This is a genomic window from Geobacter sp. FeAm09 (assembly GCF_008330225.1).
Classification (GTDB): domain Bacteria; phylum Desulfobacterota; class Desulfuromonadia; order Geobacterales; family Pseudopelobacteraceae; genus Oryzomonas.
This window is the reverse complement of the sequence record NZ_CP042466.1, coordinates 914,127-929,912: the sequence shown is the minus strand read 5'-3', so window position 1 is coordinate 929,912 and position 15,786 is coordinate 914,127. Positions and strand designations below refer to the sequence as shown.

Here is a 15,786-nt window from a genome sequence, read left to right as displayed (position 1 = left end):
TGCTTTTCTCTATGTTTCTCAGCTTTTCTCTGTGAACCTCTGTGTCTCCGTGTCTCTGTGGCGGATGTTGAATGTGCTGTTCGTACTTGTCATTCCGGGGCTGGTGCAGCCTTCCCCATCTCCCCCCCAACGCCTGGTAGAGCGTCATGAGGTTCTTGAGCCGGTTCAGGCGGTTCGCCGCCAGGCTCTTTTCGGCGCTGCGCCGGCTCTCCTGGGCGTCCAGCCAGAGTTGCACCGCGGTATAGCCGGCGCGGTAGCGGATCCCGGCCAACTCCTCGGACCGCTGCGCCAGCGCCAGCGCCTCTTCCAACCGTTTCCCCTCCGCTTCATACTGGGTGCGTCCCGCCAGGGCGTTCTCCACGTCGCTCAGGGCCGCGTACAGGGTCTGCCGGAACGAGACCACCGCCTGCTCGTACTGGGACTCCGAGATCTTCACGTTCAACCGCATGGTGTTCCACTGCAAAAACGGCAGGGTCAGGCCGGCGCCCAGGGCGGCGACCGGGTTCTGCAGCACGTTCGCCAGGCTGGTGCTGCTGCTCCCCAGGCTGCCGGTCAGGGTGAGGGCCGGATAGTAGCTGGCCCGCGTATTGTCCACATTTGCCAGGTATTCCTTGAGGCGCAGTTCGGCGGCGTGCACGTCGGGCCGCTGCCCCAGCAGGCTGGCGGGCAGGCCGGCCTCCACGGCGGGCAGCGGGCCGTCCGGGAGCCGCTGCCGTTCCGGCACGCTGTTCTGCGGCGCCTGGTCAAACAGGATCGCCAGGGCGTTGCGCGCCTCGGCCCGCTGGCGCAGGAGCGAGGCCAGGTCGGCCTTCTGGGTGGCCACGGTCTGTCGGGCCTGGATCAGGTCCAGGCTGGAGACGGCGCCGGCCCGGTATTTCACCTCCACCAGCTCCAGGGTCTTTTCCGCATAGGCGATGCTCGCCTCGCCGAGGGTGATGAGCTGGTTCAGGTAGGCGACCTGCCAGTAATCCGCCGCCGTGGTGCCGATGAGCGACAACGCCGTGCTCTGGCGGTCCACCTCCGTGGCCTCGGCCTCCCAGCGGCTGGCGTCCCGCGCGGCGGCAAGCTTGCCCCACAGGTCCACCTCGTAGCTCAGCGACCCGGTGATGCTGTGGGACTGGGTATCGGCGTGGTTCTTCAGGTCCCGGCTGATGCTGCTGCTCCCCTCGACGCTCACGGAGGGGGTCAGGTTGGTGTTGGTCAGCCGGGCGGTGAGTTGGGCCCGGCGGACCTTGATGGCGGCCACGGCCAGGTCGTTGTTGGTGGTGAGCGCCCGCTCGATCAACTCGTCCAGCAGCGGGTCGTTGAACCCCTGCCACCACTGCTTCCCGGCGGCCACCGCCGTGCCGGTGGTGGTCGCTCCCTGCCACTGGCGGGGCAGATTGACCTGGGGGGGCGCATAATCGCTGCGGGGCAGCAGGCTGCACCCCCCCGTCATCAGGGCGGCGGCGAGCAGCAGGGCCAGCGCCCGGCAGTGCGGCGCGCGGTATCGGATCATCATGGTCGTTACTCCCGTGCCAGCGCTTCGATCGGGTCGAGCCGGGCGGCGTTGCGCGCCGGCAGGAAGCCGAACATGACCCCGATCATGGATGAGCAGAGAAATGCCGAAACGATGGAAAAAATGGAAAATTTCATGGTGAAGCTCGTGACGAACATATGGAAGACCACCCCCACGCCATAGGAGAGCACGATGCCGATGGAGCCGCCGATGAGGCAGACCAGCACCGATTCGATGAGGAACTGTTGCATGATGTCGTTCTGCCGGGCGCCCACCGCCATGCGGATGCCGATCTCGTGGGTGCGCTCCGTGACCGAGACCAGCATGATGTTCATGACCCCGATCCCCCCACGATGAGCGAGATCACGGCAATGGCCGAGATCATCAGGGTGAGGGTGGCGGTGGTCTTCTTCACGGTCTTGAGGATGCTGTCGCTGCTGTTGGTGTAGAAGTCCTTGATGCCGTGACGCTGCTTGAGCAGCTTGATGATGCTCTGCTCGGCGATCTGGTTGGAGACCCCCTCCCGCACCCGGACCGTGATGGAGCTGAAGTAGGTCTGTCCCAGAAGCCTGCTCATGGCGGCGCTGTAGGGCATCCAGATCTCCAGGTTCTGGTTGTTGCCGAAGGCGCTCTCCTTCTCCTTGGTCACCCCGATGACCTGGCAGGGGAGCGTGCCGAGGAAGAGGATCTTGCCGATGGGCTCTTCCCGGGGGAAGAATTTTTTGCTGGTGTTCTGGTCGATCACCACCACCTGGGCCTGCCGCTTCACATCCTCGGCGTCGAAGGCCGCCCCCTTGGCGATCTCGTAGCCGCGCACGCGGAAGTACTGTTCGCCGACGCCGCTGATGGAGGCGCTGGCCTTGATGTTGCGGTAGCGCACCAGCTGGCTGCCGCTGGTGCCCGGGGTGGCGCTGTCCACGTAGACCTGGGACCTGAGCGCCTCCATGTCCGCCGGCACCAGGGTGTAGATGCTGCCGGCGTCCTCGTCCCCCCAGTCGTTGCCGGGATAGATGTCGATGACGTTGGTGCCCATGGAGCTGATGTCGTTGATCACCTTCTGGCGCGCCCCCTGCCCCAGCGCCACCACCGAGACCACCGAGGTGATGCCGATGATGATGCCCAGCATGGTGAGGAGCGTCCGCATCCGGTGGGAGGCCATGGCGATGAGGGCCATCTTGAACGCCTCGGCGAACCGCCCCCAATGGGCCTGGAGCGGGTTGCCCTCCCCCTCGGCGCGCTCTTTCTCCGGCAGGGAGGTCTTCTCCTTGGCCGGCGCCTTCGGGTTGGGCTGGTCCCGGATGATCTCGCCGTCGCTGATCTCGATGATGCGTTCGGCGTTGCCCGCCACCTGCATGTCGTGGGTGACCAGGATGATGGTGTGGCCCCGTCCGTGCAGTTCGTGGAGGATGTTCATCATCTCCTGGCCGCTTTTGCTGTCCAGGGCGCCGGTGGGCTCGTCGGCCAGGATGACGTCGCCGCCGTTCATGAGCGCCCGGGCGATGCTCACCCGCTGCTGCTGGCCGCCCGAAAGCTGGTTGGGACGATGGTCCACCCGGTCCCCCAGGCCGAGGCGCACCAGCAGTTCATGGGCCCGCTCCCGGCGCGGGGCCTTGGCGACCCCGGAATAGACCGCGGGGATCTCGGCGTTCTGGGTCGCGCTCAGGTGCGGCATGAGGTGGTAGCGCTGGAAGATGAAGCCGAAATATTCCCGCCGCAGCCGGGCCAGCTCATCCCCGGACAGGGCGCCGGTCTCCTGGCCGTTGACCGTGTAGCTCCCCTCGCTGGGGCGGTCCAGGCATCCCAGGATATTCATCAGGGTGGACTTCCCCGAGCCGGAGGCCCCCACGATGGCGACCATCTCCCCCGCATGGATGGCCAGGTTGATCCCCTTGAGCACCGGGATCTCCTGCCCGCCGGTGACGAAGCTGCGCCCCAGCCGGGAGAGTTCGAGCAATGGCCGTGGCATGGTCAGCGCCTCCCCCCCGGCGGCGGCCCGCCGGGATGCTGGCTGGTGGTGGTCGCCGGCACGGAGGTGCTGTCCCCCACCACGACCTTGTCCCGCTCCTGCAACCCTTCCAGCACCTGGGCGTAGACGCTGTTGTTGATGCCGACCCGGATGGTGCGGGTTTCCGGCACATCGTTGCGCAGGAGCCGCACCGTGTAGCGGCCGTCCTTGAGCTTGTCCCCCAGGGCCGAGGCGGGGATGCACAGGGCGTTCTTCGCCTGGTTCAGCACGATGGACACCTGGGCGGTCATGGAGACCCGCAGCTTGTTGTCCGGGTTGGGGACCTCGAACAGACCGTAGTAATAGATCGCCGACGAACTGGTGCTGCTGGAGCTGCTGGAACTGCTGCTGGAGCTGCTGCTACTGCTGGTGCTGCTGGAAACCGGTCCCGGCTCTATGGCCCGCAGCTTGCTGTAATAGCGGGTATCCGCATCCCCCAGCAGGGTGAAATAGGTGGTCAGGCCGGGCTTGACCCGCATGACGTCCGCCTCGGAGATCTTGGCCTTCACGGTGATGGTGTCCAGGGTGGCCAGGGTGATGATGGTGGTGGCCGTCTGGGTGGAGACCACGGTCTGCCCCTCCTCCGTATCGATGGAGATGACGACCCCGTCGATGGGCGCGCTGATCTGGGTGTACCCCACGTTGGCCTTGGCCGTGTCCACGGCGATCACCGCCTTCTTGATCTGGGCATCCAGGGAGGCGATGGTGTGGCGCGTACTGTCCAGCGACGCCTGGGCGCTCTCCAGGTCCGCCTGGGAACCGGCATCCTTGGCCGCCATCTGGCTCTGGCGCTGCCAGGCCAGGGTATACTGTTTCAGGAGCGCCTGGGAGGAGCGCTTCTGGGCGCGCAGGTTCTCCACCTGGGCCTCCGCGTCTTTGAGGGAGTTCAACTGGGTCACCGAGTCGATCTCGGCCAGCAGCTGCCCCTTCTTGACCTTGTCCCCCAGGGCCACGTGCAGCGTCTTCAGCTGCCCGGACACCTGGGCGCCCACCTCGACCGTCTTGAAGGCCTTGAGGATGCCGCTGGCCAGCACGCTCTCCTCGATGTCCATGCGGGCGGCGCCGGCGGTGACATAGGTAACCTTGGGCGTGGCGAAGAAGAAATGCCTGACCAAAAGCACCGTGCCCGCAAGGAGCACGACGATGCCCAGGGTGATGATAATCCGATTACGCGCTGTCTTTGTCATTGAACCGATCCGTTTCTATGCCCGGCCGCGAATGGCTGCCATCCCGGCCAGGGAAAATTTCACCACATGGTCTGCAAACGCTTCCAGGTCGTCCAGGGGGCCGCCCTTGCCGCCCCCGCGCCTGTTCTTTTCCATCAGCAGCGGGTTGACGCACATGCCGACGATGCACACCTCGCAGAACTGCACCTGGACGTCGGAAGCGCGGGGCCCGAGCAGTTCCCGCACCACGGCCAGGGTCTTGTCCCGCAGGGGGACGAGCTCCGAGCGCATGATGTCCTCCAGAAGGCCGGTGGGATTGGTGAGCTCCATCTGGGCGATGGCGAAATCCCGGCAGTTCCCGTCGGCGATCCGCGCCATGATCGCCGCGACCTGCCCCCGCAGCCGCTCCTCGGCCGGCGCGGCCGCGGTCACCCCCCCATCGGGGGGATGCGCCTTCATGGCCTCGCCGAAGGCGTGGAGCCACGCCTCCCGGTACAGGGCCTTCTTGCTGCCGAAATAGTAGTTGACGGCGGAGATATTGGCCCCGCCCCTCTTGCAGATCTCGGCCACGGTCGCACCCCGGTACCCCACTTCCGTGAACACCGCGGTTGCGGCATCCAGGAGTCTTTCCCGGGTCGTGACGCTGTCTTTTTTAGTCATGGCGCGCCTCGACACATGTTTTAAACAAATGATTTAAACATTAATTTAAAATGATCATTTAAAACTGTCAAGGGATTATTGCGCCGGCGGTGAAAAGGCGTGGGGGCCCTCGCGGGGAGAACGGCGCGCACACAGACTGAGAAACAGGGCGCCCGCTCCGTTATGAGCCAACGAAGCGGGCGCCCTGCCGTGGTGTATGGATCAGTAACAATAGGAGCCTTCGCTGCCGCCCGGGCTCTCCTCTTCGTACGGCAGGGCGAGATACCGCCAGGTGCCGACGCGCCGGAACAGCAGTCGGATCGGCGTCCGGGCCTCGTGGGCGGCCAGGGTCTCCGTCAACTCCCTGATGGTCCTGGTGGGCCTGCCGTCCACCTCGGAGATGATGTCGCCGGTGGTCACCCCGGCCAAGTCGGCCGGGCCGCCCCACCTGACCGCCATGACGATGATCCCCGTCACCAGCTCCATCCCGCTTCGCAGGGCAGAGACCTGGTCTATTTCCGTGACGGCCATGCCCATGATATCGAGCCGGGCCGGGTCTGTTTCCCGCACGTATTCCCTCTGACCGAACAATGCCATCGCAGCCTCCCGTGCCGCCGTGTACCCGCAGAATCGGGGCGTGCCGCCTCCCCTGCCCGGCGGAGGCGGCACGCCTTGGGTCACCCTATTTCCGTTCCTCGGCGGGACCGGGACCGGGGCCCGGCATCCGATCGCCGTCTTTCCCAGGGCCGTCATCGCAGGGGGGCGGCGGCATATGGCCCGGTCCGTGCCCGCAGTGGCACCGGCCTTCGGGCCCCTGGCCGCGCTGGGGAGGCGGGGGCGGGCATTTGTCGGCAAGGGCGCGCTGCTCCGGGGTCAACAGGGCGTTGACCTGGCTGCGCGTCCGCTCGAAGGCGACGACCAGCTCCACCTCGGTCTGGGCCTTCTTCGTTGCAACGGCGCGGACGGCCGCCTCGTCGAAGGTCGCGGCATGGGCCGCATCGCGGAGCTGCTTGTGGTATTCAGCCATCTTCTGCTGCAGGGGCGCATTCTTTTCCCGCTCGGCCGCAAACAGCGCCTTGATCTTCGTCTGCTGCTCAGCGGTCAGCTTGAGCCGTTGGGCCATGTGGGCGACCATCTCCTCGGACGGAGGCGGCGGCATCATCCCCGGCCCCCCCATGCCCCGCTCGTCCATGCCCCTCGGTCCGCCTTCGCCGGCCGCTCCGGCCCAGACGCCATTGGCGCCGATCGCCGTCGCCGCCAGCAAAACACCTACCATGATCTGCCGTTTCATAAGGATTCTCCTCTCGTTCCTTCCTACCATTCTTGGCTGTTATGGACTGCCGTTTCAATTCTTCGGGGGCGGCGGCGCCCCTTCGGGGGCCGCCGCCAGGGTATCCTTGAACTTCTTGCAGGTTGCCTTGATCGTGTCCCCGCGGGGGGTGACTATCGTCACGGCGTCCCCTTCACTCTTCCCCTTGCAGGCGTCGAACGCCTCCCGGGGGGGTCCCGGCGCTCGCCGGAACTGGGCCCCACACTGGCCCACGCCGGGGCCGAAACCACGATCCCCGCCACGAGCAGGGCGCCCGCCCGTTTCATACCACGTATTCCCATCCTTCGCTCCTTTCCGCGACCCGTTGTCCTGCACGGAATAAAATCCGCCCGTAACCATGGAAAAAAGCTAACAAGCCAATATGGTCGAAATATGTAACAATTATGAAAAAAGCGGGCATACAATTCTGAAGGTGGTCCTTGCCCGCGGTTTGTGGTAATAATCAGGCCAACCGGTTTAGTGCCGACGCCGTTTGTCCGGCAAAACGACGTATCAGACAAGGGGATTCCGAGGTTCATGAAGATCCGCATCGCCTACCGCCTCTTCCTGGTGATCCTGGCGGCCGCCATCCTGACCGTGCTCAGCACGTTCTTCATCATGCAGTGGACCGTGGAGCAGGGGTTCCGGCGCTACCTGCACAGCGTGGAGCAGACCCAGTTCGCCCGGCTGGCGGTGCGCCTGGAGGCGGGCTATGCTGCCCAGGGGAGCTGGGATTACCTGAAGAACGACCCGGAGCAGTGGTTCCGGCTCCTCATGGAGACCTTTCAGCAGGGGCACCCCCGCCCCCCCGAGGAGAGGCCGAAGGGCGGCCCCCACCTGGGCGAGGGAGGCCGGGAACCGCGGCAATTCCCCCCGGACCACCTCCCCCGGGAGATCGGCCGGCTGTTCCTCCTGCTGGACGCGAACAAGCACCCCATCTTCGCCCCGCCGGAGACCCCGGCCGACGCGACCCTCAAACCGCTGCAATACAACAACAAGACCGTGGGCTACCTGGGGTTCCTGCCCCACAAGCGGCTTCCCGACGACTTCCAGCGCCGCTTTCTCAAGGACGTGCAATCGGCCTTGAGCCTCATAGCCGGCACCATCGTACTCTTGGCCGCGGGGCTCGCCCTTCCCCTGGCAACCCGCCTGGTCCGGCCGATCAAGGCCCTGGCCGCGGCCACGGAGCGGCTTGCGTCCGGGGAGTACGCCACCCGGGTGCCCATAGCGTCGGCGGATGAACTGGGCCAGCTTGCCCGGGGCTTCAACTCCCTGGCCCTGACCCTGGAAAAGAACGAGCAGACGCGGCGCCAGTGGGTGGCCGACATCTCCCACGAACTGCGCACCCCCCTGGCCATCCTGCGGGGCGAAATCGAGGCGGTTCAGGACGGCATCCGCCCGGCGACCCCGGAGGCCATCGACTCCCTCCACGGGGAGGTCCTGCGCCTGGAACACCTGGTGAACGACCTCTACCAGCTCTCCCTCTCGGACGTGGGCGCGCTGACCTACCGCAAGGAGGAACTGGAACTGGATGCCCTCCTGACGGCGGTGCTCGCCACCTACCGCCCCCAGTTCGCCGCCCGGGAGATCACCGTGACCGCCGCCATCCCCCGGCAGGAAAAGGACGTGGTGTTCGGCGACCCCGAGCGCATGCGCCAGCTTTTCGCCAATATCTTTGAAAACGCCCTGAAATATACCGATCCGGGCGGCACGATCGCCGTCCGCCTGACCTGCGGGACGGAACAGGCCGTCATCGACATCGAGGATTCGGCCCCCGGCGTGCCCCCCAGCGACCTGGAGCGGCTGTTCGAGCGGCTCTACCGGGTGGAGGCCTCCCGCAACCGGGCCGCCGGCGGCGCCGGACTCGGCCTGGCCATCTGCCGCAATATCGTCGAAGCCCATGCAGGGACCATTACCGCCCACCCCTCACCACTGGGAGGGGTCTGGCTCAGAATAGAACTACCGTTGACGGGGAGATGCTGATGAATGGAAAGATACTGATCGTCGAAGATGAAGACAAACTGGCGGCCCTGCTGCACGACTACCTGCAGCAGAACGGCTTCGAGGCCCACCGCCTGGGCAATGGCCTGGATGTGGTCGCCTGGGTGCGGGAGCACGCACCCACCCTCATTCTCCTGGACCTGATGCTGCCGGGCCGCGACGGCATCGAAATCTGCAAGGACGTCCGCACCTTCTCCAGCGTGCCGATCATCATGGTCACCGCCCGCGTCGAGGAGATCGACCGCCTGCTCGGCCTCGAACTGGGGGCCGACGACTATATCTGCAAGCCGTTCAGCCCCCGGGAGGTGGTGGCGCGGGTCAAGTCGGTGCTGCGCCGGGCCGGGAGCGAACAGACGATCCAGGCGGAAGGACTCATCCTGGACGAGTCGCGTTACCGGGCCACCCTCACCGGCAGCGACCTGGAGCTTACGGCGGTGGAATTCAAGCTGCTGCAGTTCCTGGTCGCCAGCCCGGGACGCATCTACAGCCGGCAGCAGCTCATGGACCAGATCTACCACGACCAGCGCACCGTGAGTGACCGCACCATCGACAGCCACATCAAAAAGCTGCGGAAAAAGATCGCCAACGTGGCCCCCGATGTGGAGCTGATCCATTCGGTGTACGGCGTGGGCTACAAATTCGAGGTACTGTAACCGACCAGGCCGGCCGGATCAGACAACAACAAAAACCCCACCGTGACGGAGAGCCGCGGTGGGGTTTTGCGTCAGCGGCGCCGGCGATGATCGGGCAAACCGAAAAAACATGTGCCACGGAGCCACGGAGACTCGGAGGAACGTCGAAAGCAGAGGGATATACATGTTTTTCTCTGTGTGCGATGTTCTCCGAGCCTCTGCGGCTCCGTGGCCAGAGTGCCGTTTCAAGGTCGCGGGAAGAGCCCTTCAGTAGGCCCAGTACGGCCCGGTCCCCAGGGTGGAACCCGTCCCCTCGATCCCCACGTAGACGCTCCTCCCCAGAAAGAAGGGCAAGCCCCAGTCGAAACCGCCGCTCATGCTCCCCCCAAGGGCGGGGAACACCATGTTGGAGGAGTTGAACATGGTGACGGCGTTGCCGATCGTGAAGGAAACGGTGCCGGTGGACGAGCCGTCATACCCGGCATTGACGGCGCTCAGGCTCGTGTTCGTGGAGGGGCAGAACCAGCCGGAATAGCCGGAGACGGCACAGGCGGACAGGAGGCTCGTGGCCGGGAAGAACAGGCCGTTGGAGCCGGTGTCCAGAAAGCTGTAATAGGTCGTGCCGTTGTAGGTCGTGCGGAACTCGGCAGACGAGTCGGCAGGGTACGTGGTCACCGACGAGGGGACGTTGTTGGTCTGGGTGCCGATCCCCAGGATGAGCGAGCCGGTGGCCGAGGCGGCTCCGGCCGTGGCCACCGTGGGGAGCTGCACGATCACACCGTTGTTGTCCACCGGGAGCAGCGCCACCGGGTTGGGCACCTGCTTGACGAGCTCCGCCGCGGTGGCGGTGCAACTCGTGCCGCTGCAGGAGTAGTACATGCCGTTGTTGGCCGTACCGACGCAGTCGGTGCCGCAATCCCGCGCGAACAGCCCCACCCCCAGGATGCCGTTGAAGCCCGCCGCCGTCGGGCTGGCGTCGGCGCTCCGGCAGGCCGCGGGAGCGGAGCCGAAGCTGGCGTTGATCACCTGGATCGGCATCTGGACGCCGGACTCCCCCCCCATGACCACATCCGCCGTCATGACCGGCCCCCACAACGCCGAGCCGTCGCCGAACTGGACGCATTCGGCCAGCGACCCGCCGCTGGCGCTGGCGACCTGGGTGAGGCTCACCCCGGTCAGGACGCTGCCGAAGATGCGCAGCCCGTAGCTGCCCGTATCCAGCAGGATGTCGCTGATGGTCTGGCAAGTGGAGGTGCCGGGGGTGCAGATGGTCACGCTGACGCACGGCTTGTTCACATAGGAGCCTGATGTGCTGCTGGAGCAGAGGGAGCCGTTCACGGTGATGGCGAGCACATTGCTCGCGCTGGCGGTGGTGCTGGTGGTCGTATCGGTGGTGCCGGTCGTGGTGCTGGCGGTGCCGGAGGCGCCATTGCCCGAGCCGCAGCCGGCAACGAGGGCCATGGCAACGAGGAGCGTCATGCATGCGTTACTTGATTTCATCGATGGTTACCCCCGTCGGCAGCAATGCCGGGGCATAGGCCCTCCCCTGCAGATTCCGCATGTGCCCCCATTTCTCCACAACGACCCCCTCCGACTGCACCTGCTGGCGCCGGAGCCCCCGCTTGCGCGCGGTTTGCTGCGCGGCGGCCTCATATTCGCCGGAATAGGCGCCGAGAAGCGTGGCGAGATCGGGGTGCGCCCGGCCGTTCCAGACAACGGCGAACACCACGCCGGATGCGGACACGTATTCCCGCACGGTGCTCGAATCGGACTGGAACTCCTGGACCGTGTAGGCGCTGCGGGTCGTGGTGGCGCGATGCACCGCCGCAAGGGCCGCGCGGTCCGACGCGACCGAGGCGGCGCTGCCGCCGAGGGCCGCCGCCCCCTGCCGGGGGAGAACGAGGATGCCGACGGCAAAGCCAAGCAAGGCCAATCGGCCTCGGATACTGCGTTTCATGGGAACCATCCCTTCTCCCGTGCCGTCACGGATGCCGGTGCCGTGCTCTGGGTCTTTACCGGAAGGATAGAGGAGAAGTATGGACGAAATATGCAGCAATCAGGGAAAACTGGACGCGGCGACGCCACATTGCACAAAAAAGTTTCTTTTTTCTTTCACAATTCATCCATATTTCGCGCGTACACACGATATGTATCGTGAGCAAAAGACGCCGGCGCCGCTTCCGGGAAGGGTGCGGGCCGGGCGCCCCATAATCGGGAACGGGAGACCAAAAAAGGCCGATTGTGACGAACATGTCGCCCCGACCGTGAAAGGAGTCCCCATGGACGGATAGTGCAACCACAGCGCGTCGCCAGTTGTTCCAGGCCGGAGTTTCCGGGCCGGCCCATCCCACCACGCAGGAGGTCTTCACATGTCGATTTCAGGTATCTCTTCCAGCAGTTCCAGCTACCTGGCCAAGATTGCCCAGGATTTCCAGGACATCAGCACCGCCCTCCAATCGGGCAACCTGTCCGATGCCCAGAAGGCATACGCCGCCCTCGCCTCGGACAAGGCCGCGCAATCCAGCGCAAGCAGCGCAGGCAGCGACAGCAACAACCCCATGGCCCAGGACATCCAGAGCCTCGGCACGGCGCTCCAGTCCGGCAGCCTCACCGATGCCCGGGAGGTGCTCGACAAGATCCAGCAGCACATGAAGGGCCAGGGGGAGTTCGCCCGGCAGCAGATGGACCTTGCCTCGCTGTTCTCCACCGACTCGGCCGGTTCCGCAGATTCGACCGGCGACACGGGTTCCGCGGACACCAATCCCCTGGCGCAGGATTTCCAGGCCCTGAGCGCGGCGCTGGCGTCGGGCAGCCTCTCCGACGCCCAGACGGCCCTGACGGCGCTCCAGAAGGACGTGTCGGCGCAGAACGGCGGCCAGAGCGACGACCCGTTCAGCCAGGACCTCCAGAGCCTGGGCGATGCCCTGCAATCAGGCAGCCTCACCGATGCCCAGCAGGTGTTCTCCCAGATTCAGGACAAGCTGTCGTCTCCGCCGCCACCGCCGGGCGGGGCCCAGGCCTCCCTATCCTCGACCGATACCCGGGATACCGTGGCCCAGACGCTCCAGGCGCTGCTGGATGCCCTGAACAGCGCTTCCTCGTCGTCCACCACGACGGACACCGGCAGCGACAGCTCCGTCTCCAGCCTGCAGGCGCTCCTCGGTTCGGCGCTGAAAAACTACCTGCAGCTCAGTTCCAACAGCGATGCCTTCCGCGCGGAAAACACCTCCCAGATCTCGTCCGCAACCGTGTAGGCAGAGCGTCATCAACCGGCTGGCCCTCATTGAGGAAGCCTGACAGGAATGCCGACCGACCGAGGCATTTGCAATTCTGAATACGAGATGGCAGACAGAAGAGGCGGGTAACAAAGGAAACCAGGGGGCCGGATCCAGCGATCCGGCCCCCTGGCGCGTCAACGGCCTAAAAATTGGAGGAGAGGTTCCTGTACAGTTGGGATTGGCGGTACTTGTCGAAAAACGGGGGCATCAGCTTGAAGTGCCGCCCCACCATCTCGATCTCGTGCTGCTCCCGCATCTTGCGCAGCACCCTGGTTACCGTTTCCCGGGTGATCTGAACCCGGTCGGCGATGCTCTGCTGGGAGAATACGGAGTTTATGATGATGCCGTGGCTGTTGCGGGTCCCCAGCGTCGCGCTGTAGTGCGCCAGGGTGGCCCTGATCTTCGACTCGGCATCGTTGATCCCGATGACGTTGTGGAAGAGCCAGCTTTCCCGCAGGCGGCGGCACAGCACGGTGATGACCTGGCGCAGCGCCTCGTTGTTGTTCAGGAAAAACTCGTCGAACGTGGCCTTCGTGATCAACAGGACCTTGCACGGCTCCACGGCAATCACCGTGGCAAAATCGGTTTTGCCGTCCAGAAGCCCCATATCGCCGAAATAATCGGCCCGGTGGCGGAACGCCATGACCCGCTCCTCGCCGCTGCTCGACAGCTCGACGACCCTGGCCCGCCCCTTCAGAATGATGTACATCTGCTCCAGACGTTCGTCGGCATGGATGATGATCTCATCCTTGTGATAGCTGTAGATTGCGGTCTTTTCCAGCAGTGCGGCGATCTCCCGGTCGGAGAAGCTGCCAAACAGCGGGACCTCCTTGACGATCCTGGTTGCCAGTTCCGGGTCAAACGCTCTTCTGATCATCATACGCTCCTTATCCGGGCCTCCCGCCTCGGGAGGGAGCCCTGGGGTGCCGTTTGCGTGACATCGTACTCACGATACCAGTATAGCAAATTTTTGCCGGTTGGCGGGGCGGGTGACAGCGGAGGGAATGCCGCGCGGGGCGCTCCCCGGCGATTCCGGGGGGCCCCGCAGGAGGGGAAATCTTTTCGCCGAGGCGCCGGTCAGGTCATATCCTGGGCCTCGTATTCCTTGAGTTTGCGGTAGAGCGTGGCCAGGCCGATGTTCAGCTCGCTGGCGGCCTGGGCCTTGTTGTCCCCCACCGCGTGGAGCACCCCCAGGATGTAGTCCCGCTCGATCTCCTCCAGGGGACGGATGCAGCCCGACACCACCGGCTTCAGCAGCATGGCCCGCAACTCGCACGGCAGGTCGCTGATGTCGATCTGGCTGTCCTGGCACATGGCCACGGCGTACTCCACGGCGTTCTGCAACTCCCGCACATTGCCCGGCCAGTCGTAGCGGAGCAGTTGGTCGGCGGCGTTGGGGGTGAACCCGGTGATGGGCCGCCCCTGGCCGTGGGCGATCTTGGTAAGGAAGAAACGGGCCAGGGGGAGGATGTCCTCGTTGCGCTCCCGCAGGGGGGGGACCTGCAGCTCGATCACCCGCAGGCGGTAGTACAGGTCCTGGCGGAAGCGGCCGGCGGTGATCTCGTCCGCCAGGTTGCGGTTGGTGGCCGCCACCACCCGCACGTTGACGGGGCGGGACTTGTTCTCGCCCACGCGCCGCACCTCGTGCTCCTGCAGGGCGCGCAGCAGCTTGACCTGCATGCCGGGGGACACCTCGCCGATCTCGTCCAGGAACAGGGTCCCCCCGGCGGCCGCCTCGAAGAGCCCGACCCGGTCCTTGTCCGCGCCGGTGAAGGAGCCCTTGGCGTGGCCGAACAGCTCGCTCTCCAGGAGGGTCTCGGTGAGGGCGCCGCAGTTGACGGCCACGAAGGGGCGGGCGGCCCGGGCGGACTGGTCGTGGATGAAGTGGGCCATGAGCTCCTTGCCCACGCCGCTCTCCCCGGTGATCATCACCGCGGAATCGACCTTGGCCACGCGCCAGGCGATATCAACGGCATTGCGCATGGCCTGGCTGCGGGTCATGATGAGGGGCGGGGTATCGACCCCTTCCAGGAAGGCCAACTGCTTCTGCCGTTTTTTCAGCTTGTTTTCCGTGCAGCGGAGTTTGTCGCTCAACTCCTTCAGCAGTGCGGCAGACGACTCCATCCGGTAGTAGACCAGGTGGGGCTCGACCTCCGGCCCCCAATTCTCCTTGTAGCGGGCCGTGACGTGGCAGGTGGCGTCCCCCTTGCCGCGGCACTGGTCCTCGATGAAGACGACCTCTTTCCCTTCCACGTAGGACGAAAAACCGCTGGCAAACCCGACCTCCGACCAGCAGACCGGCTCTTCGGCCCGGCCGATGTGCAGCAGGTGCTGCTCCGCCTCGTAGCAGTCGTCCCAGACGGATTCGATGAGCGGCCTGCCCCCCGCCCCGTCGGTACGCGTATTGTGATGGACCCCGGTCAGGCCGGTCAGCGAGTGGAGCCTCGAACCGGCCGAGTCCTTCGAATCCTTCCACACCTCCGGCATGTTGAGGCGGATGTTCATGGCCGTGCGCCAGCCGTTGGCATAGCCGAAGCGGGTGAGGATGCTCCGCGCGGCGAACATCCCCAGGGTATCGATAAGCTCCTTGCGCAACTGCCCCATGGCGAACGCGTTGAACAACAGCGCTCTCTCGCCCAACAGCTCGATCACGCCCCCCTCGGGATTGAAGGAAAGCAACTCCCGCAAGTCCAAATCGCCAAGTTTCATCATGCCTCCCCTTGTCGTTTCCGCTCAACGCCACACCGCAGCCGGCCGCCGACCGGCTTATGTCCCCTTACCTGCCGGGGCGCCGCAAAGATCCGCCTTTCCTTCCTCCTTCACCACGGCGGGCCGCCGGTACCGGCGCGGGGCCCGCGGGAAAACGGGGCGATACGCGCCTGGATCGGCCGAATAGTTCCGCGCCGTACTGTGTCGCCGATGACTCCGTGATGGTGCTCCCCTTCCCCGTCATATTCGATGAAAAGTATGTACGTTTATTACTTGCAAAGTGCCATAGGATTGTCAACCTCGGCGGGGGCGCCGACAGGAGCCGGGAGGGGTGGAACGATGCGTGGCCGTTGTGTATACATCATGATACATGGAGGATGGGGGGGCTGGATGGCTCTCACACTGAAATTGCGGCTAGTCGGTTTCAATCCGGAGACTCCTGACGACGGATGCCTGTTTCCGAGTGACAACGAGTTTATGGCGGCACCATGCGCCCCGCTTGAGCATGCGGCAGCGCACCGGCGCCGCGCCGGGGACACCTCTGCGGGG

The 15,786-nt window shown here is 65.3% G+C and carries 12 protein-coding genes and 2 pseudogenes; 3 read left to right on the top strand and 11 right to left on the bottom strand.

The window, feature by feature from the left end; all coding sequences use genetic code 11:
• Positions 1 to 121: 121 nt before the first annotated feature.
• From FO488_RS04260 to FO488_RS19310, 7 genes and pseudogenes are all read right to left on the bottom strand, one after another.
• A pseudogene (locus FO488_RS04260) lies at positions 122 to 1,501 on the bottom strand (efflux transporter outer membrane subunit); the annotation flags it as partial.
• Positions 1,502 to 1,506: 5 nt separating this feature from the next.
• Positions 1,507 to 3,464: pseudogene (locus tag FO488_RS04255) on the bottom strand (MacB family efflux pump subunit).
• A 2-nt stretch (positions 3,465 to 3,466) separates the two neighbouring features.
• Positions 3,467 to 4,690 carry an efflux RND transporter periplasmic adaptor subunit gene (locus FO488_RS04250; protein WP_149209401.1) on the bottom strand — a complete coding sequence of 408 codons (1,224 nt, stop codon included), beginning with the start codon at positions 4,688 to 4,690 and terminating at the stop codon, positions 3,467 to 3,469.
• A 15-nt stretch (positions 4,691 to 4,705) separates the two neighbouring features.
• Entirely contained in the window at positions 4,706 to 5,329 is a 624-nt protein-coding gene (locus FO488_RS04245; protein WP_149209400.1) for a CerR family C-terminal domain-containing protein, read from the bottom strand.
• A 201-nt stretch (positions 5,330 to 5,530) separates the two neighbouring features.
• Positions 5,531 to 5,905 (bottom strand): PDZ domain-containing protein, encoded by a 375-nt coding sequence (locus tag FO488_RS04240; protein ID WP_168205877.1) that lies wholly within the window; start codon positions 5,903 to 5,905, stop codon positions 5,531 to 5,533.
• Between the two features lie 85 nt (positions 5,906 to 5,990).
• Complete coding sequence (locus tag FO488_RS04235; protein WP_168205876.1) at positions 5,991 to 6,599, bottom strand: Spy/CpxP family protein refolding chaperone; 609 nt, start codon at positions 6,597 to 6,599, stop codon at positions 5,991 to 5,993.
• 158 nt (positions 6,600 to 6,757) lie between these two features.
• Positions 6,758 to 6,919 carry a hypothetical protein gene (locus FO488_RS19310; RefSeq protein WP_168205875.1) on the bottom strand — a complete coding sequence of 54 codons (162 nt, stop codon included), beginning with the start codon at positions 6,917 to 6,919 and terminating at the stop codon, positions 6,758 to 6,760.
• Positions 6,920 to 7,154: 235 nt separating this feature from the next.
• Here FO488_RS19310 and FO488_RS04230 point away from each other — a divergent pair, with 235 nt between their 5' ends.
• Together FO488_RS04230 and FO488_RS04225 are read left to right on the top strand one after the other, a co-directional pair.
• Entirely contained in the window at positions 7,155 to 8,600 is a 1,446-nt protein-coding gene (locus FO488_RS04230; RefSeq protein ID WP_149209397.1) for an ATP-binding protein, read from the top strand.
• Positions 8,600 to 9,271 (top strand): response regulator, encoded by a 672-nt coding sequence (locus tag FO488_RS04225; protein WP_149209396.1) that lies wholly within the window; start codon positions 8,600 to 8,602, stop codon positions 9,269 to 9,271. Before FO488_RS04230 ends, FO488_RS04225 begins: the two co-directional genes overlap by 1 nt.
• 246 nt (positions 9,272 to 9,517) lie before the next feature.
• Here FO488_RS04225 and FO488_RS04220 read toward each other — a convergent pair whose 3' ends face one another.
• Both FO488_RS04220 and FO488_RS04215 read right to left on the bottom strand, forming a co-directional pair.
• Complete coding sequence (locus tag FO488_RS04220) at positions 9,518 to 10,729, bottom strand: DUF3443 domain-containing protein (protein WP_240732174.1); 1,212 nt, start codon at positions 10,727 to 10,729, stop codon at positions 9,518 to 9,520.
• Between the two features lie 7 nt (positions 10,730 to 10,736).
• Entirely contained in the window at positions 10,737 to 11,207 is a 471-nt protein-coding gene (locus FO488_RS04215) for a DUF2844 domain-containing protein (protein WP_149209394.1), read from the bottom strand.
• Positions 11,208 to 11,619: 412 nt separating this feature from the next.
• Here FO488_RS04215 and FO488_RS04210 point away from each other — a divergent pair, with 412 nt between their 5' ends.
• Positions 11,620 to 12,504, top strand: coding sequence for a hypothetical protein (locus FO488_RS04210; protein WP_149209393.1), 885 nt, complete (start codon positions 11,620 to 11,622; stop codon positions 12,502 to 12,504).
• Between the two features lie 166 nt (positions 12,505 to 12,670).
• On the opposite strand, the gene FO488_RS04205 is transcribed toward FO488_RS04210, so the two are convergent.
• On the bottom strand, positions 12,671 to 13,408 hold the full coding sequence (locus tag FO488_RS04205) for a Crp/Fnr family transcriptional regulator (protein WP_149209392.1): 738 nt from the start codon (positions 13,406 to 13,408) through the stop codon (positions 12,671 to 12,673).
• Positions 13,409 to 13,605: 197 nt separating this feature from the next.
• Positions 13,606 to 15,237, bottom strand: coding sequence for a sigma-54-dependent Fis family transcriptional regulator (locus FO488_RS04200; RefSeq protein WP_149212078.1), 1,632 nt, complete (start codon positions 15,235 to 15,237; stop codon positions 13,606 to 13,608).
• Between the last annotated feature and the right edge of the window lie 549 nt (positions 15,238 to 15,786).